The sequence below is a fragment of the Paractinoplanes tereljensis genome, assembly GCF_016862435.1.
Lineage (GTDB): Bacteria > Actinomycetota > Actinomycetes > Mycobacteriales > Micromonosporaceae > Actinoplanes > Actinoplanes tereljensis.
Genome location: NZ_BOMY01000046.1, coordinates 84,105 through 105,588 on the forward strand (window position 1 = coordinate 84,105; position 21,484 = coordinate 105,588).

Below are 21,484 nucleotides of genomic sequence, written 5' to 3' on the forward strand. Positions count from 1 at the left end.
ACTATCAGCTCGCGACAACGCCGAGAATTGACATTGTCCGATCGTTCTAAGCTCATCGGCATGGGGGAACCTCGATGATCTCGCTGGAAGAGGCGGAATTCGTCGCCGAGGGCTGGGCGCACAAGCAGTCGATCCGGCGCGGCTACCCCTGCACGCCGCACGTCGATGAGCTGGCTCTCGGTTACGCGGTGTGGATGCAACTGCCACCGGAGATCCGCACCGAGCCGGGCGAGGACGTCACCACCGTGATCGACCGGGACACCGGCCGGCTCTCGCACTGGCCGATCGCGTCCACTGCGGAGCTCGATGAGCACTATCGGGAGCGGCGGGACGCCGCGATCGGGCGGCACCAGACCGCCGACCCGGTCGCGGAGCTCAAGCGCGAGGCACACCGGCGGGTCAGCCCCGCGGTTGCCGCGCATCTCACGCTGGGCGACCGGCTGTTCCGGGCCCGCGGCGCCAAGGGTGACCAGGAACTGCGGCACCATCCGCTGGTCGCGCAGCTGCTGGCGGCGATCCCCGCGGAAAACACGGTGCGCGGTGCGGAGCGCCATGCCGAACTGCTTGTCGTGTCGGACGTGCTCTACGAGGCCGACAAGGTGCGCGATGCCGCGCTCGACCTCGGCGATGCCCGGGCTCTGCTCGCGCAGGGTCAGTTCGACACGTTCCACATCCGGGAGAGCGGCGACCCGATCGGTGGCGAGCCCGCCAGTTCCTGCTTCACCTGCCAATCCGTACTCATCGAACTGTCGGTTTTGCCGGCGTCGCGCCAGGTCGACTGGCGGCAGACCGCCGGAATCGACCCGGAGCCCGGCCGTTTTCCGGCCGAGGTGGCCTGGGAGCTGGCCCATCGGGGCTGGGTGCCGGAGTCGCGGCAGCGGCGGGCGCGGCTCGGCGCCGGCGAGGTGGACCGGCTCGTGGCCGGGCGGGGCGCGGAATTCGAGCTCGCGGAGTTTCCGGCCGCCCGGGCCGCGTTCACCGAGTTCTACGGGGTCCTGACCAGCCGGAACTGCCCGGGTGTCGCGCAGCGGGTCCGTTCGTTCGACATCGGACACGGCTCGATCGCGCATTTGACTGACCCGCTGTGCGAGCTCGGCATCATCGTCGACGCCAGGATGTTCCCGCTGGGCACCGAGGGCGACGACGAGGCGGTGCTGGCGATCGACGAGCGTGGTCGCGTCTTCGCCCTCGACCAGGGCGGCGAATGGTTCCTCGGGGAGACTCTCGACCAGGCACTCGTCGCTCTGCTGACGGGCCATCCGGCCGCCCGGCTGCACGACGACGGCACTTGGAGGACGCAGCAATGATCACCCGAGCGGACGCCGACGCGAGCGCGGCGGCGTGGGCGCGCGCCGCGTCGCTGGCCACCGGCGCCGAGCAGCAGGCCGCGGTCGAGGAGTTCGACCTGGGCTTCATCGTCACGGTCGCCCCGGTGCGGAAAACCTTCGCAGCGGCCGAGATCGGCACCGGCTCGAGCGTCATCGACCGGGCCACCGGCCGGGTCTCGAGCTGGCCGAACTGGCCCGCCGAGATGCTTGAAGAGACATACCGCGAGCAGCGCGACGCGGTGGTCGACCCGCCCAAGACCTCGGATCCCGAGGTCCAGCTGCGTCGGGAGGCCCAGCGGAAGGTTGCCCCCGGCGTCGCCGCGCACGCCACCGTGGAGGGTCGCGTCTACCTCGCCCGCGGCGCCAAGGGCGACCAGAAGCTGAACCATCACCGGCTGGTCCTGGAACGGCTGGCCGAGCAGACCCCGCAGCAGCTCGTGCGCGGCTGCGAGCGGCACGCCGAGATGATCGTCTGCTCCGACGTGCTGCACGAGGCGGATCGCAAGCGGGGGCTGGCCGGTTCGCCCCCGCTGACTCTCGACGAGGCCCGCCAGCTGCTGCTGCCCGCGCAGTTCGAGACGTTCCAGATCCGCGAGCCGGACGACCCGGCCGGCGGTACGCCGAACGACCCGTGCGAGAGCTGCGTCTACGTGCTCACCCAGCTGGCCCTCATGCCGTGGGAGATGGTCGCCGCGCTCGTCGACGACCCGGCCGCGCCCGCGCCCAACCCCGACCCGGAACGGTTCTCCGACACTCTCGCCGCGGAACTGATCCGCGGGTCGTATTTGCCCGGCACCCCGGCCGACCTGCGGGCCGACCTGGCCGCGTTCGAGGTGGACCGGGTCCTTCCGGTGGCCGGCCGGGAACACCGCCATCAGGCGTTCCCGGCGATGCTGGAGGCGTTGGCGCAGACCGGCTCGCTGGTCATCCATCGCCACGCGGCCGGCCTGGAGCAGCGGTCCCGGGTCGTCTACCTCGGACCCGAGTGGGCCAAGTACAGCGCCGACGTGCTCCACGAGTTCGGCCAGATCATCGGGTCGCGGCTCTTCCCGATCGGCAGCATCAACAACGAGTCGATCCTCGCGGTCGACGAGCGGGGCCGGATCTTCGACCTCGACCAGGCCGGCGAATGGTTCATCGCCGAGACCTTCCTCGAGGCGCTGGAAACCCTGGTCGTCGGCTGGCGCACCTATCGCGTCCGCGACGACGGCACCTGGGGTCCCGGCGACGAGTGATTACGCCGACAGGGACCGCTCGTAGCAGACCGAGTGGTCCGAGTCGGCGTAGGCGCCGTAGCGCGGGATCTGGTGGTAACCCTCGCGCTCGTAGAAGCGCATCGCGTCGGGCTGGGCCGTGCCGGTCTCCAGCCGCAGCGTGTGCCAGCCGAGGGCGCGGGCCTGCTCCTCCAGGGTGCGCAGGATGGCGGTGGCGACGCCGGAGCCACGGCCGGCCGGTGTCACGTACATCCGTTTGACCTCGGCCGACGCCTGGTCCAGCCGGCGCAGGGCGCCGCAGCCGATCGCCTGGCCGGCGGGGTCGACCGCGACCAGGAAGACGTCGATGTTGTCGGCGGTGGGCGCGGCGCCGGGCTCGTGGTCGTCGTTGCCGTAGCGCGCGTCGAGCTCGACGCGCTGCGCCTCACGCAGGGCCGCCCCGGCCGGGTCGGCCCAGTCCCGCTGCTCGATGATCCAGGTCATCCCGCATTTTAACGAGATCAGCTGGGCGAGGTCAGGGAGATCGCCACTCGCTCCAGTGCGTCGTAGGACTCCTGCATGCCGCCCTCCATGCCGGAGTCGATGATCGCGTCGCGGCCGGCCTTGTCGCGCATCTCGGTGAGTGACTCGAGATAGGTGCGGCCGTCCTTTTCGGTCAGTGTCACGGTGACCAGGGCGGCGTTGCCGTCCGGGTCGGGGATGCCCTCGAAGGCCTCGGTGTTGACCAGGCGGTCCGGGGCGTCGATCTCCCGGAACTCGCCGTGGAACCCGACCTCGAAGCCGCCGTTCGCGGTCATCACGTAGCGCCAGCCGCCGCCGACCCGCAGATCGACCTCGACGCTGGTCACCGTGCCGCGTTGGCCGGCCCACCAGCGCTTGATCAGCTCGGGCTCGGTGTAGGTGCGCCAGACCAGGTGCCGGGGCGCGTCGAATTCGCGGGTGATCAGGATCTGGTTGTCGGCCGGGAGCGTGACCTTGGCCGAGCCGTTAGTCGGTGCCATCTGCTTCCTCCTCCTTGAGTTCCGCCAGGACGGTGTCGAGCAGGTCGAAACGAGCGTTCCACTCCTGCTCGTATTTGCGCAGCCAGTCGTGGATCGAGCGGAGTGGCCGGGCGTTCAGCCGGTAGAGCCGTTGCCGGCCCTCGTCGCGGACCCGCACCAGGTCGACCTCGCGGAGCACGCGCAGGTGCTTGGAGACCTGAGGCTGGGCGAGGTCGAGCATCGCGACGAGGTCGTTGACCGGCCGTTCGCCCTGGGCCAGCAGATCGAGGATCTGCCGGCGGCGGGGCTCGGCCACCGCATTGAACGCGTCCGTGGTGGTTGCCGCTCGTGCCATGAACCTATCGTATACCCATAAGGGAATACGTCAAGAAGCCATCGCGTTCAGCGCCTTGGCCAGCGCACGGAGGTCCAGGTCGTCGAGGTGGTCGAAGATGTGCCGGCGGACGCTGGCCAGGTGGGCCGGCCACGCTTCGCGCAGCCGATCAAGACCCTTCTCGGTCAGTACGGCGTTCCAGCCGCGGGCGTCCGAGTCGCACTTGGTGCGCTTCAGGAAGCCGAACGCCTCGAGCTTGGCGGCCAGCCGGGTCATCCCACTGAGGGACATGTCGCAGGCCTGCGCCAATTCGCTCATTCGCATGGAGCCGTCCCGCGACTCGGAGAGGTGGCGCAGCACGCTGTATTCACTCGCGGACATGCGCTGGTCGCGCTCGAGGTCGGTGGTCAGGGCTCTCGGCAGCACCAGCATGAGGCGGCCCAGCGCGCGCATGACCGCCTCCTCCTCCGCGGTGAGCGGAGTGATCCCAGGTGGGAGTGCCGTGGCGGACATGAATCCGATCCTACGACTGGGGCGCACGCTCTTGATCGGCTCGCCAGTGGGGCGTGGGGATGCTTGCGCTTCAAGGTACGCAATGCACAATGCTCTGGTGCAAAACCAGACAACTAGTGACCCTTGGCAGCAATTGCTAGAAATGCCACGAAAGTCTTGGTGGGCCAGGCTGCCGTTCGGGGTACGGATGGCGGCCGGCGCCAGTGCGCTGCTGATGGTGGTCGGTGGCGGCGTCGCCGGCGTCGCCTTCTTCACCCGGGACAACGACCCGAAACCCGCCGTCGTGACCGCGGTCGGGGAGGCGGCGGCCGGCCCCGCCACTCCGCCGGCCGATGGCCTGGATTCGACCCTCCCGCCGGTCCTGGGCGGGCACACGGCACCCGTCGAGGCCGATGCCCGGGCCACGAAACCGGCCGACCGGACCGCCACTCGCGATCCGGGCGGTTACCGTCCGGGCTACCAACCGGGCTACCAACCGGGTTACCGGCCGGGCTACCGGCCGCCGGCGAAGTCCGCGGCCGGAGCGCTGGTCGTCCCGCCGCCGGCCCGGGTGCCGGCCAAGCCGCGGGTGCCGGCGCCCGCGCAGGCCCCCGCCCCGGTGGCGACCACCATCCGGACCGAGGTGGAGACCCGGGAGATCCCGTTCGAGACCCGGGTGATCCGCGACCCCACCCTGCCGCGCGGCGAGCAGCGGGTCGAAGAGCCCGGCGTGCCCGGCGTGGAGACACTGCGCTACCAGATCACCACGGTCGGCGGCCGGACCACCGCCCGGGAACTGATCGACGCGACCGTCACCCAGCAGCCGCAGCTGCGGATCGTGATGTTCGGCACGCAGCGCGGCGGGTTCCGCGACCCCGAGTGCGGGCGGGGGCTGCAGCTCTGTGTGCCGCTGGGCCGGGAAGGGGCGTGCGCGGAATCGGCGGAGACCGGCATGGCCGGCCTCGATGGATCGGTCGCGGTCCTCGATCAGGACGTCACTCTCCTCGGCGATGCCGGCCGGCTGGCCTGCTGACCGAGAATCCGCCGTGCATGAACAGCGAACCGGGGGAAGACTGGATCTCGTGCCGCTGACCGAGGAACGTCTGATCGAGCTGGCCCGCCAGGTGGCCGAGGTGCCCGGCGTGGTCGGCATCGTGCTGGGTGGCAGCCGGGCGCGCGGCGCGCATGCCGACGACTCCGACACCGACGTGGGTCTCTACTACCGCGCCCCGCTCGACGTCGACCGGCTGGACCGGCTGGCCAAGTCGGTGGCCGGGCCGTCGGCGGTGGTCACCGCGCCGGGCGGCTGGGGACCGTGGGTGGACGGCGGCGGCTGGCTCAAGATCGACGGGCATCCGGTCGACTGGATCTACCGCGACCTCGACCGGGTGCTCGGCGTCTGGGCCGACGCCGAACAGGGGCGGTACGGGTTCCACCAGCAGACCGGGCACCCGCTCGGGTTCCCCGACCACACGTACGCGGGGGAGCTGGCCCTCAGCCGGATCCTGGTGGACCCCGGCGGGGAGCTGACCGCCCTGCGGGAGAAACTGCTTGTCTACCCGCCCAAGCTGGCCGAGGCGCTGGTGAACGGGCTCTGGGAGGCCGACTTCCTGGTCGCGCTGGCCCGCAAGGCGGTCTCCCGGCGGGACACCGCCTACGTGGCCGGATGCCTCTTCCGGGTGGTCGGGGTGTGCGCCCACGCCCTGCACGGGGCGGCCGGGCGCTGGCTGATCAACGAGAAGGGCGCGGTGGCCGCGGCGGCCGCGCTGCCGGGGGCGCCGGAGCGGTTCCGGCAACGGGTCGACGCGGCCTTCGCCGGGATCGACGGCGACCCGTTGCGCTTGTCCGAGGCGATCGACACGGCTGCCGATCTCGTCCTGGACACCGCCGACGCGTGCGCCGTCATGATCCGCTGACCCGGGCTCCGTTACGCCGCGTAATGCAAGATCACGTTGTGCACGTGCTGGGTCTTCTCCACCCCGCGGAACTCGACCTCGTGCTGGTGGGTGCCGACCGTGATCACGATGGTGCCGGACGAGAAGAACTCGCCGGCCCAGCTCTTGTTGCTCACCACGCTGACGCTGCTCACCTTGCTGTACGGGATGCTGGTGATCGCGAAGCGCTTACCCACGAATGACTTGTCCTGGATGATGATCCGGCGGTTGGTCAGCCCGATGAATCCGGTGCCGGCTCCGATCGCGTCGTAGACCGCGATGATCTGCTCGCCCTCGAGCAGGCCGCTCTGGATCTGCTGGAGCTGGCCCTTGTTGTCGTAGATGACGTCGCTCATGGGCAGAGCGTATCTACGGCGTGCTCCCGATCACGGTGCGGTAGAAATCCTCGATCCGGGCGGCCAGGGTGACCTCACCGTCCGTGATGGCGTCCCCGTCTCGGTCGCCCAGACAGATCTGTGTGTGACCGTCGAGACGCCGGATACTAGGGCGTATGTGCAGTGTGTCCGCCGCCACCTTGATTCGTTCCGTCAATGCGGCATGCTGACTTTCGTCGCACGCCAGCTCGCGCTTCAGCTGAACGCCGTCGCGCTCCCATCCGCTCAACAGACCGATCGCGTCGGTCAGATAGTCGGAGTGGGTTCCCCGTCGTTTTCTGGCCCGCATCGCCGCACCCCCTAGGCGTCGTTGCCGGCTTGTGGCCAAACTGTCGCCGTGTCGTCATGGTCGGTGCCCACAGTCTTGCCTTCGGGGACAACCATGTCCACGCCCACATATACGTGTTTGCGTGACGATCGGGACGGCTCGGACAACCTGAACGGTGAACTTTTATGCGAAGCTTTGATCTCATGCCGGGGGAACAGCATGTCAGCGCCGTGAAGTCACGCAAAGTAATCGTTGCGGCGGCCATCATCACCGACGGTCGCGTGCTCGCGTGCGAACGGTCCGCGCCCGCCGAGGTGGCCGGCCGCTGGGAGTTCCCCGGCGGCAAGGTCGAGCCCGGTGAGACCGACGAGCAGGCCCTGGCCCGCGAGTGCGTCGAGGAACTCGGCGTGCGGGTCGAGGTCGGCGACCGGATCGGCCCGGACGTCTCGCTCGCGCACGGCCGGGCGGTGCTGCGCGTCTTCGCCGTCACCCTGCTCGGCGGCGACCAGCCGCAGGCCCTCGAGCACACCGCGATGCGCTGGCTGTCCGCGGACGAGCTGGACAGTGTGCCCTGGCTCCCCGCGGACAAGCCGATCGTCGCGGCGCTCCCGCCGTTACTGCTCTGAGTACGTCTTCCGGAGTTCCCGCTTGAGCACCTTCATGCTGGGCCCGAGCGGCAGCGACTCGACGAAGCGCACCTGACGCGGGTACTTGTGGCGGCCGAGCTTCTCCTTCGACCACTCGATGAGCTCGTCGGCCGTGACACCGCCCGGGTCGGGCACCACCACCGCGCAGATCTCCTCGCCGTGCACCGAGTCGGGCACGCCGATCACCGCGACCTGAACGACGGCCGGGTGCCGGGCCAGCGCTTCCTCGACCTCGCGCGGGTAGACGTTGAAGCCGCCCCGGATCACCAGGTCTTTCTTGCGGTCGACGATCGAGATGAAGCCGTCGGCGTCCTTGGTGCCGAGGTCGCCGGTGCGGAACCAGCCGTCGACCACGGCCTGCGCGGTCGCCTCGTCGTTGTTGAGGTAGCCGGCGAAGACGTTGTGCCCGCGGATCACGATCTCGCCGAGCTCACCGGCGTCCAGCAGCTCGATCCGCTCGTCGATCTCGGCCCGGGCGATCTCCACCTCGACACCCCAGATCGGGTGGCCGACGGTGCCGGGCTTGGTGCCGAACGCCGGTTGGTTGGTGGTCGCGGTGGGCGAGGTCTCGGACAGGCCGTACCCCTCGAAGATCTTCGCTTGAAAAACCTCATCAAACTTTTCCAGTACGGCGACCGGCAGCGACGCGCCACCGGACACACAGAGCCGCAGCGACGGCAGGCGGTCGGCCTTCGGAGCGGCCTCGAGCAGCCCGATGTACATCGTCGGGACGCCGTGGAAGATGGTCACGTTCTCCTTGACCATCAGGTCGATCGCGGCCTCGCCCGAGAACCGGGCCTGCAGCACCAGCGTGCCGCCGAGCCGGAACGTCCCGTTCATCCCGACCGTCTGGCCGAACGTGTGGAACAGCGGCAGGCAGCCCATCACCACGTCGCCCTGCTTGAGGTCGTGGATGTCGAAGACGTTCACCATGGTGTTCATCACCAGGTTGAGGTGGGTGAGCAGGGCACCCTTGGGCTTGCCGGTGGTGCCGCTGGTATAGAAGACGACCGCCACGTCCTCAGCCTCGCGGCTCGCGTAGGTCCGCAGTGGCGGGACCGTCGAAGCCGCGTCCTCCAGGCGCTCGAAACCCGGCACCGCCGGGCCGACCGAGACGATCTTGACGTCGGTCAGCGCGCCGGCCGCCGCGGCGTTGGCGAGCTGCGACGAGTGCGCCACCAGTAGGGACGCGCCGCTGTCCTCCAAGACGTACGCGTTCTCGGCCGGGGTGAGCAGCAGGTGCATCGGGACGATCGTGGCGCCGACCGACAGCACCGCGTAGTAGACCCGGGGGAAGTCGGCCAGGTTGGGGATCTGGATGGCAACGGTGTCGCCGGGACCGACGCCAAGGGCTTTCAGGCCGGCGGCGTACGCCAGGGTCTGGTCCCAAAGATCCTTATAGGTGATGCGCTCGCCGGTGGCGCTGTCGATCACCGCCAGTTGGGAGGGATGTTTCCGGGCCGCCTCGGCCAGGACGGTGGCCAGCGACAACTGTGTCATGCCAGGTGCCCTCCGATCTTCGTGTACCCGCGGAGCAGGTCGCGGGAGATGATCAGCCGCTGCATCTCGTCGGTGCCCTCGTAGATCCGCATCAGGCGGACCTGCCTATACCAGCGCTCGATCGGGAGTTCGCGGGTGTAACCCATGCCGCCGTGGATCTGCATGACCCGGTCGACGACCCGGTTTACCATCCCCGCGCCGTACAGCTTGGCCATCGATGAAGCGTGCCTCGGGTCCCAGCCCTGGTCAACGGTCCAGGCTGCCCGAAGAATCAGCCACCGGGCGGCCTCGACCTCCACCTCGGAGTCTGCGATCATCCACTGGATCGCCTGGTTTGTCCCGATGCGCGCGCCGAAGGTCTCGCGGGTGTTCGCGTATTCGAGCGCCATGCCCAGCGCCCGCTCGGCGATGCCGAGGGCGTTGGAGGGAATGAGGTAGCGGCCCTTGCCGATCCACTTCATGCCCAGCTCGAAGCCCTGGCCGATCTCGCCGAGGATGTTGCGGTGCGGCACCCGCACGTCCTCGAAGATCAGCGAGGCCGGTCCGCCCTCGCCCATGGTTTGGATGAACTCCGACCGCCAGCCCATCGACTTGTCGACAAGGAACGCGGTGGCGCCGCCCTTGCTCGCCTTCTTCGATGGGTCGGTGACGGCCACGACGATGGTGAAGTCGGCGTCGTTGCCGTTGGTGATGAACGTCTTCTCCCCGTTCAGCACCCAGTCGTCGCCGTCGCGGACGGCCCGCAGCTTGATGTTGGCGGCGTCCGAGCCGGCGCCCGGCTCGGTGATCGCGAAGCAGGAGATGCGCTCGCCCTCGATGGTGGGCAGCAGGAACTCGCGCTTCTGGTCCTCGTTGGCGTAATACAGGATGTTGTCGGCCTCGCCGCCGAACTTGAACTGCACGAAGGTGCGGCCCACCTCGGTCCAGATCAGCGACTGGAGGACGGCCGGCAGGTTCATCCCGCCGAACTCCTCCGGGGTGCTCAGGCCCCAGAAGCCGAATTTCTTCGCCCTCTGTTGCAGCTCGCGCAACTCGCTGAGCTCCAGGCCGGGTTGATGGCGGCGCTCGCGGAGCAGCGCCTCCTGCTCCAGCGGCATGACCTCTTTGGTGATGAACTGACGAGCCGTATCGCGAATCGCACGTTCCTCGTCGGTGAGCGAGAAGTCCATGTGCTTAAACTAGCGGTGTAAGTTTTAACACGTCCAGTGCGAATTCCTTGGAGAATCCTGTGGCTCGACCGAGGCAGGCGTTGCTCACCCGCGAGCGCATCGTGGCGACGGCGGGCGCCCTGGTCGACGCCGAGGGTCTGGACGCGCTGTCGGTGCGCCGGCTCGCCACCGAGCTCGGCGTGCAGGGTCCGTCGCTCTACAACCACTTCCCGACCAAGGCCGACATCGTCGACGCGGTCGCCGATGCGGTTGTCGAGCGGGTCGACCTGTCCGTCTTTCAGGAAGCGCCGTGGCATGACGCGCTGCGCCGGTGGGCGCACGCGTACCACGCGGTGCTGACCGAACACCCCAACATCGTGCCCGTGCTCGCGCAGGGGCCCGGCCGCCGGCCGGCCGGCCTCGCCATGGCCGAGGCGGTCTTCGGCGCGCTTGTCGACGCCGGCTGGCCACCCGCGCGCGCCACCCACATCGGCGCGCTCATGCGTTACCTGGTGACCGGCTCTGCCCTGGGCTCGTTCGCCCTGGGCTTCGACATCGACCCCGACCTGTACGACCGATACCCACATCTGCACAACGCGCCCCGTCTGGCGGCGCATCATGAAGCCGTGGACGAAGGTGCCTTTGCCCTCGGCCTTGACCTGCTCATCAACGGCCTGCTGGCTCAGTTCGAAGGGACCCGCCGATGACCTCGCTCGACCGTCTGCGCCTCTACATTGGCGGAGCGTGGGTGCCGCCGTCCACCTCGAAAACCATCCCTGTGGATAACCCGGCCACCGAGGAGACCATCGCCCAGGTGCCGGCCGGAACGGCCGAGGACGTCGACCGGGCGGTGACCGCCGCGCAGGCCGCCTTCGACGGCTGGGCCGGCCGTTCGATGGCCGAACGCGGCGAGGTTCTGGATCGCCTGCACACGTCGCTGGCCGCCCGGGCCGGCGACATCGCCAAGACCGTCGGGCTCGAGCTGGGCACGCCGCTCAAGGTCGCGAAAATGGTGCAGGCCGGACTTCCGCTCACGGTCCTGCGGGGGTACGCCGATCTGGCCGTCCGCCCAGCGGAGAACGAGACGATCGGCAACTCCCTGATCGTCCACGAACCGGTCGGCGTGGTCGGCGCGATCACCCCGTGGAACTATCCGCTGCACCAGGTGGTGGCGAAGGTAGCGGCGGCCCTGGCGGCCGGCTGCCCGGTCGTGCTCAAGCCCAGCGAACTGACCCCGCTGGTGGCCTTCCTGCTGGCCGACGCGGCCGAGGAGGCGGGCGTGCCGGCCGGCGTGTTCAACCTGGTCACCGGCACCGGCGCCGAGGTGGGCGCGGTCATCGCCGGCCACCCCGGCGTCGACATGGTGTCGTTCACCGGATCGACGGCGACCGGCCGGGCCATCACGCACGCGGCGGCCGACCGGATCGCCCGGGTCGCGCTGGAGCTGGGCGGCAAGTCGGCAAACGTGATCCTGGAGGACGCCGACCTGGTCAAGGCGGTGAAGGTCGGGGTCGGCAACGCGTTCCTCAACTCCGGCCAGACCTGCACGGCCTGGACCCGGATGCTGGTGCACCGCTCGCACTACGACGAGGCAGTCGCACTGGCCGCGAAGACCGCCGCCGGTTACACCGTGGGCGACCCCTTCGACGAGGGCACCCGGCTCGGGCCGCTGGTGTCCGGGACGCAGCGGGACCGGGTACGCGGCTTCATCGAGCGGGCCACCGCCCGCCTGGTCGCCGGCGGCCTGGACGCGCCCGTACCAGGAAAGGGATTTTTCGTCGCTCCGACTGTTTTTGCCGACGTGGATCCGGCCAGCGAGCTGGCCCAGGAGGAGATCTTCGGCCCGGTGCTGTCGATCATCCCGTTCGAGGACGACGACCACGCCGTGGCGATTGCCAACAACTCCCGCTACGGCCTGGCCGGCGGAGTCTGGGGCTCGGACGAGCGGGCTCTCGCGGTGGCGAAGCGGTTGCGGACCGGCGCGGTCGACGTCAACGGCGGGTCTTTCAACCCGTTCGCGCCGTTCGGCGGATACAAGCAGTCCGGTGTGGGGCGTGAGTTGGGCGAGTACGGTCTGGCGGAATTCCAGCAAACAAAGGCGATTCAACGATGAGCGCTTACTTCAACGGGGTGGTTGTGCGGTCGGCCGGAGCGCGGCCGGCCGTCGAAGAGCTGCGACTGCCCGAGATCGGCCCCGGCCAGGTGCGCGTGCGCATCAAGGCGGCCGGCGTCTGCCACTCCGATCTGTCCATGGTGAACGGCACCGTCCGTTCCCCGTACCCGTTGGTGATCGGTCATGAGGCGGCCGGCGAGGTGGTCGAGGCCGGCGAGCACGTCACCCGCGCCGCCGCCGGCGACCACGTCGTCCTCAACTGGCAGCCGCCCTGCCGCGAGTGCTGGTTCTGCGAGCGCGGCGAGCCGTGGCTGTGCGCCACCTCGTCCGGCGTGGCCGCCCTGGAGAACGGCATCACCCTGGACGACGCCCCCGTGCACGTCTCGCTCGGCCTGGGCGCGTTCGCCGACTACGTGGTCGCGCCGGCCAATGCGGTAATCCGGGTCCCGTCCGAGCTGGCCTTCGAGAAGGCCGCCCTGCTCGGCTGCGGGGTGCTCACCGGAACCGGCGCGGTCCGCAATACCGCCCAGGTCGCGCCCGGCGAATCGGTTGTCGTCATCGGCCTCGGCGGGGTCGGCCTCTCGGTGGTCGCCGCGGCCCGCGCCGCCGGTGCCGCCGAGGTGATCGCGGTGGACGTCTCCGAGGCCAAGAAGGGCCTGGCCGAGGCGGCCGGCGCGACCGACTTCGTGGTCTCCTCGGACGCCCTGTCCAAGGAGATCCGGGTGCGCACCTCGGGCCGCGGCGCCGACCACGCCATCGAGTGCGTCGGCCGATCCGCGACCATCCGGGCCGCCTGGCGGGCCACCCGCCGGGGCGGCAAGGTCACCGTGGTCGGCATGGGCAGCAACGAGGACCTGGTTCAGCTGTCCGCCCTGGACATCTTCTCCTCGTCCCGCACGCTCCGCTCGTCGGTGTACGGCGCCGCCGACTTCGACACCGAGATCCCTCGGCTGGCCGCCGACGTACTCTCCGGGGCCCTTTCGGTTGATCATTTGATCTCCGACCGGATCACCCTGGCCGACGTGCCCGAGGCCTTCGACCGGATGTCCCGCGGGGAGGGGGCCCGCTCGGTGGTCCAGCTCTGATGCGACCGGCGCCGGGCGAGGTGCTGCACTTCTCCGAGGACCCGACGATCGAGCGCTTCGCCCCGCACGTGGCGCCGACCTCGCGGGAGACCACGCCGTACGTCTGGGCGGTCGATGGGCGCAGCGCGCCGAGCTATTGGTTTCCGCGGCAGTGCCCGCGCGCGATGGCCTGGGTCCGGGCCGGAACGACCGACGCCGACCGGGACCGGATCATCGGCGCCGGCTGCGGCGTTCGGGTGCATGCGATCGAGTACGCCTGGTGGGACGCGATGCGCACCACCAGGCTGTACGCGTATCGGCTGCCGGCCGCGGCGTTCGTGGAGATCGCCTCACCGGGCGCCGACCCGCACGCGCACGTGGCGACCGAGCCGGTCGTCCCGCTGGGCCCACCGGAGCCGGTCGGCAACCTGATCGACTGCCACGCCGCCGCCGGCATCCAGCTGCGCCTGCTCGACAGCCTGTGGCCGTTCTGGCACGAGGTAACCACCAGCACGGCCGGCTTCAGCGGCATCCGCCTACGAAACGCCAGGCCACGTTGACAAACTCGACTGAGTTCGAGGAAGCCTTCACCGATTTCGTGCGCTCCACCGGAAGATGGCGTGATTGCGGCCCGGAATCGCTGACCCGGCGATGGGCTGATTTTGTTGACGAGTGCGTTCGCGGATACGACCGGGACGGGGGCGATTACTTCAACGACCTGACGGCCCGTGATGCTCTGGAGAAGGCCTTGCGCAATCCCGGGCTGGCGGGTTTTGACGAAATGCGGTCGCTTGCGGCAGCCGTTGCTATGGCAGACGAAGAATTTAAGGCGGAGCTGCGGCCGAACGCTTTTCTTAATTTTCCTGAGTCCGAATGGTGGGTCAGGGGTATCGTCCGTCGCGCCGGACCGCGATTGGCGGAATATTTGCGGCGCAATTTTAATATAGAAATAGATGCGATTTAACGGTCAGTTCGCGTGCATGGCGCCCGGGCTGGCCGCCAGGGTCGGCTGGTGGCCTGATCTGGTGTCGCGCGGCCGGCGGTGTTCGGCTACGAAAGTAGGCGGCAGGTCAGACTCGACCGGCCTGACTCATCTGGGTGCCCGAGAGTACGACCCCGAACTGGGCCGCTTCATCTCACACGACCCGGTACTCGACACCGGCGCCCCGCAGTAGTGAAAGGTGGTTGTAGCATGGCCGTCTCGTTTCGCGCGGCGAGGACCGAGCTCGGACGACTCGACTGGCGTTCCTATCGGGCACCGGAGGCGGGTGGGCCGTCGGTGCCGGAGGTTTTCGCACGCCTGTTGGACGGCGGTCGCCAGTCCGATGCGGCCGGATACAGCCTTTACGGTCGCCTTGAGACGCAATCCATGCTCTATGAGATCGCGCTGCCGGCGACCGGCGTGATTTTGGCGGCGCTGGCAGGCGGCCGGCTTGAGGATTGGGTCGAGGATGAGTTCCTGACAATCCTGCACACCATCGTCTACAGCGAGCCGCACCGGACCGAGTACGAACTCGGGAACGACGACCTCGCCGAGCGGTGCGTCGCGAAGGCTCGCGATGGTGTCTGGACGCTCTATGGAATCCTTCGAGGGTCGAATGCGGAATTCGTGCTCGACATTCTCGAAGCCGTTGATGACGACAAGGACCGGTTGGCGGCCTTTCGCCGCGAACATCAGGTGTCGTAGGCCCTTAGGGCCGAGCGCCTCAGGCGCTCGGCACTAAGAAGGCTCACGTCGTAGTCAGCAGGGCCGTGATGGTGCGGGCCATGGCGGTCCGCGCCGCCAGCTCCTTCACCGCTGACGCCTTGGCGTTCGGGCCGATCTATCCAGCAGGCGGGCCTGCCGCCGGCGGAACGCGTCGATCCGCTCCGCAGCGGCATCTTCGGCGACACCGGCCGGTGAGCGGCGTCTCGCCTAATTGCATGCCTGGCCACCGGGATCTCGACGCGTACCCTGATTGCCATCATGAGGCTGACTGACCCATGCTGAGGCGATGGCTGTCGATTCGGCAGGAAGGCACGGTGCGTGCCCGGTCAGGGATTGCCGTGCCCGAAGAGACCAAGGTTGTTTCGGCTCGGGAGTTGATGGGCCTCGTCGATGTCGCTCGTGGGGTTCATCTCGGGTGCGACGTGGCAGGCCTGACCGTGGGCGAAAGCCATTTCTATCTTCTCCTTCCGCATGTCTACGAAGTTGCTCCGGTTCCCGCATGGAGGTGCCGGGTGATCGCTTTTTACGGCGGCCTGTCGGCGGAGATGGGTGAAGGAGAGCGCATGGGGTTGGGGCGCCTGGATATCGCCGTGGACGATTACCGGAGATTGCGTCCTGCCCCGCGAAAGGTGGAGCGTCAGCTACTGCATTGGCTGGCTTGGAAGGCGGTGGAAGCGGTGCGGAAGGCGGCTGAAGACCAGTGACTGGAACGCTGCGCAACTCGCGAACTCTTGGCTTGTTCGACGAGATCCTTCACAGTCCTGACTGCCGCGCGCAGGCCGTGGAGATCGTTGGCCGTGGGATCGCTGCCCAGGCACGTTGCACTATCAGTGTGCTGGTCGAAAAAGAACAGGCGTGGCCGCCCGGGCAGATTGAGACAGTGATTTTGCCAGAGGCGGCGATACGGCAGGCAGTGGCCTATGGTGAGCGGTTGATGGAGCTCGGAGCGATCGAGGACGACCTCGAAGAGGTCTGGTGCAGCCGACAAAGCGGCGGGTCTGACAATGCAACGTTCGAACGGGCGCTGAACGACATTGTCGCCCGCTTGGATGCGTGGCCGCATAGCGCAGACTGACTGTCGCCAACTCCTCGCGGACTCGGAGCAAGCGTCGTCTGGCTGCGAAACGCCGGACTGATCGATATTTCCAAATACCACGTCGATCTTGTTTGGGCCGATGCCGCAAAGAGCCTCGGGCGTACGGGGAGGATCAGGGAGTAGGTCAGTGTCTCGGCCGGTGAGAGTTGCGGATGACTGGTATGTCGGCTCGTTGCTGAGGGGTCTTGCTCTGCTGGAGATCCGCGCGATGGCGCGGCGAAAGAAGCCCATGGAATGGTGGGCGGGTGACGACTACGTCGCGTGTATCGCGTGGCTCGCTGACCTCTGTCACAACATGCCGGACGCCCGTACTCGGATTCCGGGATTTGGTGGGCTCTTCAGGCGCGTCCGGCGGCGGGAGCGCCCCTTCGCTCACGCCTGGCGGGTAGCTGACCAGGCGGGCCGTGAGTGGATTCTCGGCCGGCTGGCGCGTGAAGGCGTCACCTGGACGCCGCCTGCGTAGTTCGAGCTGTGTAGATATTCATCTACTTGACGGTGTATCGCTGCGTCCCTAGTGTGCCGGGCAAGCGTTCCGGCTGGGGCAGAACGCCAACCCATCAGTAAGACGTTCTTCACGGGGAAGACGGTGGCGTTGGTGCGTCGGTGCACGCGTTCCTTCATGTCCATTTTCGCGGCATTTCTTCTGACTTCAGGCTCGATCGCGGTGGTGGGCTTTGCGCCCTCGGCGACTGCGGCACCCAAGACGAGCTGTCCCGACAACGCGGCTGACGAGACTGCGGCCGCGAGGGCGGCGGCGAGTTGCCGGGGCCGGGTTGAGGTGCTCTCCGAGCTCGGTGAGCGGACCCGGGTCTTCGCCAACGCGAACGGGTCGTTCACCGCGGAGACGGCCGCTGCCGTCCAGCGGGTCAAGAACTCCGGTGGGCGGTGGGTCAAGCCTGACCCGACGCTGCACCGTGACGCCGACGGGCGGATCGTGCCGGCCGCGACCTCGATGCGGATCTCTTTCTCCGGTGGCGGGACTGCGGCGGCTGCGACGATCGGTAAGGGCGAGTCGGAGCTGGGCCTGCACTGGCCGACTGCGCTGCCGGCTCCGACGCTGTCCGGTGCCAATGCGACGTACGCCGAGGTCCTGCCCGGTGTTGATCTGGTCCTTACCGCGCAGGCCGAGGGCTTCTCCGAGGTTCTGGTGGTGAAGACCGCGGCCGCCGCGGCCAACCCGGCGCTGTCCGCGGTCCGGTTCCGGACCTCCAGCACGAAGCTGCGGCTCACCCAGGGCGCGGGCGGCTCGCTGACCGCGGTCGACGGGTCCGGCGCCACGCTGTTCGGGTCGGGCGACCCGGTCATGTGGGACTCCACCCGGTCGGGCGACAGCCGGCCGGCCCGGGTGGTCACGCCGGGCGCGGCCCGGCGCGCGATGCCGCTGCAGCTGAGCGGCAACGACCTGGTCATCCACCCGGACACCGCGATGCTGCGGGACAAGGCCACCAAGTTCCCGGTCTACATCGACCCGGCGCTCGGCCGGACCGCCTGGACGATGATCAACAGCAAGTACTCGACGCAGGAGTACTGGAGCTACGACCGGTCCGACTGCCCGGATCCGTACGGGTCGATCCAGTGCGCGAAGGTCGGCTACACCAACGACCCGGCCAGCATGATCTACCGGTCGATGTTCGCCTTCGGCATCTCGGGGCTGCTGCACAAGCACATCCAGGACGCCAAGCTGTCGATGGACACGGTCTACTCCTGGACCAACACCGACTACGGCACCCAGGTGCGGGTCACCGGCGGAATCAGCGCCGCCACCAACTGGTCGAACAACGCCAGCACCTGGGGCGGGGTGGTCGCGACCGCGAACAGCCACGCGCACGACCGGGTGCGGCGGCGCACCGAGTGGGGCGTCACCTCGGCGGTGTCGACCGCGTCCGGCGGCACCAACGGCACCCTCACCTTCGGGCTGCGGGCGGTCGACGAGACGACCGTCAACCAATGGAAGAAGTTCGACGCGGGTACGGCGTTGCTCACCGTCATCTACAACTCGTACCCGAACGTGCCCGACACCATCACGGTCGGCGGGCAGCCGTGCACCCGCGGCTCCGGCCAGCCGTACGTGCGCACCCTGACGCCGGCCCTGAAGGCCCGGCAGACCGACCCGGACGGTACGGCCCGGCTGCTCACCGGCTGGTTCTACTGGTACGTCCAGGGCGGCACCCGAACCGGCACCCAGACGGTCGCGCAGTCCTCGATCGTCTCCGGGCAGTACGCGACGGCCACCATCGGGGCCGGGAAGCTGGTCGACGGTGGGAAGTACACCGTGCAGGCCATCACCAACGACGGCATCGACTACGGGCAGTACTCGCCGACGTGCGAGTTCACCGTGGACATCAGCGCGCCCGGCATACCCGCCGGGGTGACCTCGTCCGTCTATCCGAACGACGGGCAGTTCCACGGCGGCGTCGGCACGCCGGGCAGTTTCACCCTGCTGCCGCCGGCCACCGTGCCGACCGACTTCGCCGGGTACGCGTGGACGCTCGACGCGGGCGTCAGCGCCGCCGCCGCCAACCAGGTCGCGGCCACCAACACCAGCCCGAGCGCCACCATCACCATCACGCCGACTGCGGACCAGGCCTACAACCTGCGGGTCTGGTCGAAGGACAAGGCCGGTAACTACTCGGCCGAGTACATCTACAAGTTCAGCGTGCGGGCCGGCACCGGGCCGGACGCGCGGTGGACCTTCGACGCGTCGAACGGCACCGACGACAGCACCCACGGCAACACGCTCACCCCGACCGGCACCTGGACGGCCGGCCGCGGCGGCTACGGCAGCGCCCTTCAGCTGAACGGCACCTCGCAGTCCGCCGCCACCGGCGGGCCGATCGCGACCCGGGACCCGAGCACCGGCGCCGCCATCACCCTGCACACCAACGGCAGTTACACGGTGGCCGCCACCGTGCGGCTGGATTCGCTGACCGGCTCGGGGCAGCGGGTGGTGGTCGCCCAGAACGGCACCAACACGGCGGCGTACCAGCTCAGTTACTCGGTCGCCGACCAGAAGTGGCGGTTCGCGGTGGCGCAGACCGACGCGGCCGCGCCGACCACCGTCGCGATCCTGTCCAACGCGGCCGCTACCACCGGCACCTGGACCCGGTTGTTCGCCACCTACGACGGCACCAGCCATGCGCTGCGGCTGTTCGTGAACGGCGTGCAGCAGACGGCGACCGGGACGTCGACCACCTTCGACGCGACCGGCGCGGTGACGGTCGGCCGGGTCACCGCCGGCAGTTACTTCCCCGGGGCGATCGACGACGTGCGGATCTACGGCCGGGTGGTGGGCACCGCCGAGCACGAGTTCGACCTGATCGGCTACCCGAACCCGCCGCTGCTGACGTTCGCCAGCACGTCGACCTACGCCGGCCGGAACCTGGATGGGGTGATCAGCGCCGGTGGCGACACCGCCGTCACCCAGGTCAAGTACCAGCTCGGCACGGGCACGCCGACCACCGTCACGCTGCCGGCGGCCGGCGGGCAGACCACGGTGTCGGTCACCTCGACCGCGCTGGAGAAGCCGTCGTTCTACGCCTGGGGCATCGACTCGGCCGGCCGGGTATCACCGGCCGCGACCGTGGCCCTGGAGTTCACCGCGCCGCCGGCGCTTACCGGAAAGGTCACCGACGGCCGGACCAGTAGCCCGCGGAGCGGCATCACCGTCCTGCTGACGCCGGGTGACCTGACCCAGGTCACCAACGCGACCGGGGATTACTCGTTCACCGGAATCGAGGCCGGCTCCTACACCGTGAGTGCGGTCTACGGGGGTTCCGGCTGCGCGAGCCAGACCGCCGGCACCGACGTCAACGTGGACACCGCGGTCGTCCGGAACCTGGCGCTCAACCCGGCGACCGCCGACCGGTTCGGCTACCAGTGCGATCTGGCCGCCGGCACGGCCTTCGTCGCCGGCACCACGAAGATCGGCCTGACCGGCGACAACGAGGTCAGTGACGCGATCACGCTGCCGTTCTCGATGCCGTACTACGGCACCTCCTACGACCAGGCCTGGGTGTCGACAAACGGGGTGATGTCCTTCAAGGACCCGGGCGGCTGGATGAACTACGACCCGGTCAGCCTGCCGGCCCGGGACTTCGCACCGGTCGCCGCGCTCATGCCGTTCTGGTGCGACCTCGCCCTCGACGACTCGTCGGGCGTCTTTACCAAGGTGACCGGGACCGGTGCCGCGCAGCGCTTCGTGATCGAGTGGCGCAACGTCTACTTCTACTGGGAGGACCCGGCCGAGGCGACGCGCTTCAGCTTCGAGGTGGTGCTCGCACCCAACGGCGACATCTCCTTCAACTACTCGGGTCTGTACGACGACTGGTCGAAGGGCCTGGCCGCCGCGGTCGGCGTCACCAGCCCCGGCGGTGCCTACGCCGTGCAGGACGTGTTCGAGTCGCCGGACCTGGCCGACGGCACGGCCGTGACGTTCAACTATCCGCAGGACGCCTGGCCGATCCCGACCTACACGATCTCCGGAACGATTCTCTACGACGGGCAGCCCGCCCCCGGTACGTACCTGTACCTGGAAGGCCACGAGAAGTGGACCGATGAGAGCGGCTACTACGAGTTGCCCGAGGTCGAGGAGGCGACCTACAGCCTGTGGGCGCTCGGCGGCTGCGCCCGCGGCGGCGAGCCGAACCTGGTCGTCGACAATTACCTGACCGAGAACCTCACGCTGCAACTGCCCGGCGTCGACGACTGGAACCCGACCTGCGCGCCGAGCACGACCGCCTGGATACCGGGGGAGACCCCGATCAGCCCGTCTGGCGACGACCCGGTGACCGTCCCGATCGGATTCAACTTTCCGTTCTACGGGCGGAACGTGGCCAGCGTGGGCGTGATGGATTACGGCCAGCTGCAGTTCACCACCGCGGTCGACGGCCCGGACATCGGCTGGGGTGGCGGCACCTGGGTGTGGCCGGCCAGCTACGTACGCCTGGACGGGCAGTCGCAGGTGCTGACCAAGTCGGCCGGGACCGCACCGAACCGGAAGTTCGTCGTCGAGTGGCGGAACGTCTATCTCGAGGAGCATCCCGGCGTCCGGTGCACGTTCGAGGTGATCCTCGGCGAGGACGGCACCCAGACCGTGGTGTTCAAGGACCTGCCCGACGCGGCCGCGACCGGCAACCACATCGAGTTCTGGATCTGGGGACCGGACGGCCAGGGCGTTAATTACTACGAGAGCGTCATGCGCGCGCTGCGGAACGGCAACTCGGTCACCATCTACCCGCCCGTTGCCGGCTGAGCCGGGGAGGTC

23 protein-coding genes are annotated in these 21,484 nt (G+C 68.9%); 15 read left to right on the forward strand and 8 right to left on the reverse strand.

Annotation, left to right across the window (positions count from 1 at the left end; translation table 11 throughout):
* Positions 1 to 74: 74 nt before the first annotated feature.
* Complete coding sequence (locus tag Ate02nite_RS35965; RefSeq protein WP_203812368.1) at positions 75 to 1,307, forward strand: SUKH-3 domain-containing protein; 1,233 nt, start codon at positions 75 to 77, stop codon at positions 1,305 to 1,307.
* Positions 1,304 to 2,563 carry an SUKH-3 domain-containing protein gene (locus Ate02nite_RS35970; protein ID WP_203812369.1) on the forward strand — a complete coding sequence of 420 codons (1,260 nt, stop codon included), beginning with the start codon at positions 1,304 to 1,306 and terminating at the stop codon, positions 2,561 to 2,563. Before Ate02nite_RS35965 ends, Ate02nite_RS35970 begins: the two co-directional genes overlap by 4 nt.
* Here the strand turns inward: Ate02nite_RS35970 and Ate02nite_RS35975 are convergent, their stop codons facing one another.
* The 4 genes from Ate02nite_RS35975 to Ate02nite_RS35990 are packed head-to-tail and all read right to left on the reverse strand — an operon-like array spanning position 2,564 to position 4,369.
* On the reverse strand, positions 2,564 to 3,025 hold the full coding sequence (locus Ate02nite_RS35975) for a GNAT family N-acetyltransferase (RefSeq protein WP_203812370.1): 462 nt from the start codon (positions 3,023 to 3,025) through the stop codon (positions 2,564 to 2,566).
* Between the two features lie 17 nt (positions 3,026 to 3,042).
* On the reverse strand, positions 3,043 to 3,543 hold the full coding sequence (locus Ate02nite_RS35980) for an SRPBCC family protein (protein WP_203812371.1): 501 nt from the start codon (positions 3,541 to 3,543) through the stop codon (positions 3,043 to 3,045).
* Complete coding sequence (locus tag Ate02nite_RS35985) at positions 3,530 to 3,877, reverse strand: ArsR/SmtB family transcription factor (protein ID WP_203812372.1); 348 nt, start codon at positions 3,875 to 3,877, stop codon at positions 3,530 to 3,532. Before Ate02nite_RS35985 ends, Ate02nite_RS35980 begins: the two co-directional genes overlap by 14 nt.
* A 30-nt stretch (positions 3,878 to 3,907) precedes the next feature.
* Entirely contained in the window at positions 3,908 to 4,369 is a 462-nt protein-coding gene (locus tag Ate02nite_RS35990) for a MarR family winged helix-turn-helix transcriptional regulator (protein ID WP_203812373.1), read from the reverse strand.
* Between the two features lie 142 nt (positions 4,370 to 4,511).
* Between Ate02nite_RS35990 and Ate02nite_RS35995 the strand changes: the two genes are divergently transcribed.
* Positions 4,512 to 5,381 (forward strand): G5 domain-containing protein, encoded by an 870-nt coding sequence (locus Ate02nite_RS35995; RefSeq protein WP_203812374.1) that lies wholly within the window; start codon positions 4,512 to 4,514, stop codon positions 5,379 to 5,381.
* Between the two features lie 49 nt (positions 5,382 to 5,430).
* Complete coding sequence (locus Ate02nite_RS36000) at positions 5,431 to 6,264, forward strand: nucleotidyltransferase domain-containing protein (protein WP_203812375.1); 834 nt, start codon at positions 5,431 to 5,433, stop codon at positions 6,262 to 6,264.
* 11 nt (positions 6,265 to 6,275) lie between these two features.
* Here Ate02nite_RS36000 and Ate02nite_RS36005 read toward each other — a convergent pair whose 3' ends face one another.
* Entirely contained in the window at positions 6,276 to 6,638 is a 363-nt protein-coding gene (locus tag Ate02nite_RS36005; RefSeq protein ID WP_203812376.1) for a PH domain-containing protein, read from the reverse strand.
* A 13-nt stretch (positions 6,639 to 6,651) separates the two neighbouring features.
* Complete coding sequence (locus tag Ate02nite_RS36010) at positions 6,652 to 6,966, reverse strand: pterin dehydratase (RefSeq protein ID WP_203812377.1); 315 nt, start codon at positions 6,964 to 6,966, stop codon at positions 6,652 to 6,654.
* A 182-nt stretch (positions 6,967 to 7,148) separates the two neighbouring features.
* On the opposite strand from Ate02nite_RS36010, the gene Ate02nite_RS36015 reads away from it, so the two are divergent.
* Positions 7,149 to 7,571, forward strand: a complete 423-nt coding sequence (locus tag Ate02nite_RS36015) for a (deoxy)nucleoside triphosphate pyrophosphohydrolase (protein WP_203812502.1) — start codon at positions 7,149 to 7,151, stop codon at positions 7,569 to 7,571.
* Here Ate02nite_RS36015 and Ate02nite_RS36020 read toward each other — a convergent pair.
* Complete coding sequence (locus Ate02nite_RS36020; protein ID WP_203812378.1) at positions 7,560 to 9,092, reverse strand: long-chain-fatty-acid--CoA ligase; 1,533 nt, start codon at positions 9,090 to 9,092, stop codon at positions 7,560 to 7,562. The two genes, Ate02nite_RS36015 and Ate02nite_RS36020, sit on opposite strands and share 12 nt — an antisense overlap.
* Complete coding sequence (locus Ate02nite_RS36025; RefSeq protein WP_203812379.1) at positions 9,089 to 10,261, reverse strand: acyl-CoA dehydrogenase family protein; 1,173 nt, start codon at positions 10,259 to 10,261, stop codon at positions 9,089 to 9,091. Before Ate02nite_RS36025 ends, Ate02nite_RS36020 begins: the two co-directional genes overlap by 4 nt.
* Before the next feature lie 59 nt (positions 10,262 to 10,320).
* Here Ate02nite_RS36025 and Ate02nite_RS36030 point away from each other — a divergent pair, with 59 nt between their 5' ends.
* The 10 genes from Ate02nite_RS36030 (at position 10,321) to Ate02nite_RS36075 (ending at position 21,472) form a co-directional block, all read left to right on the forward strand.
* Positions 10,321 to 10,947, forward strand: a complete 627-nt coding sequence (locus Ate02nite_RS36030; RefSeq protein WP_203812380.1) for a TetR/AcrR family transcriptional regulator — start codon at positions 10,321 to 10,323, stop codon at positions 10,945 to 10,947.
* Complete coding sequence (locus Ate02nite_RS36035; RefSeq protein WP_203812381.1) at positions 10,944 to 12,353, forward strand: aldehyde dehydrogenase family protein; 1,410 nt, start codon at positions 10,944 to 10,946, stop codon at positions 12,351 to 12,353. The genes Ate02nite_RS36030 and Ate02nite_RS36035 overlap by 4 nt, the downstream gene beginning before the upstream one ends.
* Positions 12,350 to 13,438 (forward strand): alcohol dehydrogenase catalytic domain-containing protein, encoded by a 1,089-nt coding sequence (locus Ate02nite_RS36040; protein ID WP_203812382.1) that lies wholly within the window; start codon positions 12,350 to 12,352, stop codon positions 13,436 to 13,438. Before Ate02nite_RS36035 ends, Ate02nite_RS36040 begins: the two co-directional genes overlap by 4 nt.
* Entirely contained in the window at positions 13,438 to 13,977 is a 540-nt protein-coding gene (locus tag Ate02nite_RS36045; protein WP_203812383.1) for a DUF6886 family protein, read from the forward strand. Before Ate02nite_RS36040 ends, Ate02nite_RS36045 begins: the two co-directional genes overlap by 1 nt.
* The gene (locus Ate02nite_RS36050; protein ID WP_203812384.1) at positions 13,974 to 14,381 is read left to right on the forward strand and encodes a hypothetical protein; all 408 of its coding nucleotides are present in this window, start codon (positions 13,974 to 13,976) and stop codon (positions 14,379 to 14,381) included. The genes Ate02nite_RS36045 and Ate02nite_RS36050 overlap by 4 nt, the downstream gene beginning before the upstream one ends.
* A 16-nt stretch (positions 14,382 to 14,397) precedes the next feature.
* Complete coding sequence (locus Ate02nite_RS49890; protein WP_354264050.1) at positions 14,398 to 14,592, forward strand: RHS repeat-associated core domain-containing protein; 195 nt, start codon at positions 14,398 to 14,400, stop codon at positions 14,590 to 14,592.
* Positions 14,593 to 14,609: 17 nt separating this feature from the next.
* Positions 14,610 to 15,104 carry a hypothetical protein gene (locus Ate02nite_RS36060; RefSeq protein WP_203812386.1) on the forward strand — a complete coding sequence of 165 codons (495 nt, stop codon included), beginning with the start codon at positions 14,610 to 14,612 and terminating at the stop codon, positions 15,102 to 15,104.
* 359 nt (positions 15,105 to 15,463) lie between these two features.
* Positions 15,464 to 15,829 (forward strand): hypothetical protein, encoded by a 366-nt coding sequence (locus tag Ate02nite_RS36065; RefSeq protein ID WP_203812387.1) that lies wholly within the window; start codon positions 15,464 to 15,466, stop codon positions 15,827 to 15,829.
* A gap of 32 nt (positions 15,830 to 15,861) precedes the next feature.
* Positions 15,862 to 16,200 carry a hypothetical protein gene (locus tag Ate02nite_RS36070; protein ID WP_203812388.1) on the forward strand — a complete coding sequence of 113 codons (339 nt, stop codon included), beginning with the start codon at positions 15,862 to 15,864 and terminating at the stop codon, positions 16,198 to 16,200.
* A 799-nt stretch (positions 16,201 to 16,999) separates the two neighbouring features.
* A complete protein-coding gene (locus tag Ate02nite_RS36075; RefSeq protein ID WP_203812389.1) occupies positions 17,000 to 21,472 on the forward strand; it encodes an NIDO-like domain-containing protein in 4,473 nt (1,490 codons plus the stop codon).
* The last annotated feature ends 12 nt before the right edge of the window (positions 21,473 to 21,484 follow it).